Origin of the sequence: Citrobacter sp. TBCS-14 (assembly GCF_005280805.1) — a bacterium.
In the GTDB taxonomy this organism is placed as follows: domain Bacteria; phylum Pseudomonadota; class Gammaproteobacteria; order Enterobacterales; family Enterobacteriaceae; genus Citrobacter; species Citrobacter gillenii.
In genome coordinates, this window is the sequence record NZ_SZWM01001071.1 from 1 (window position 1) to 224 (window position 224).

Consider the following 224-nt stretch of genomic DNA (forward strand, 5'->3'; position numbering starts at 1 on the left):
AAGGACCGTGGCTAACCTGCCATTTGCCATCCTGGTGGCTGACCAACCGGCTGTCGACTTCGCTTTCCATTGCCAGCCCAGCCAGTTCGTCAGGGGAGAGTGGATCAATAAAGTTGTTAAAGCCGCGTTTTAAGACCACCGGGCGTTTTTGCCAGTGACGTTCAAGAAAATCGGGCCAGTTAAGAGTGAGTTGGTATTCCATAATGAGCATCCCGCAGGCTGGT

1 pseudogene is annotated in these 224 nt (G+C 52.7%); it reads right to left on the reverse strand.

Annotated elements, in window-relative coordinates:
* Window positions 1-202, reverse strand: a pseudogene (locus FDX22_RS23990) (cupin domain-containing protein); the annotation flags it as partial.
* Window positions 203-224 lie beyond the last annotated feature (22 nt).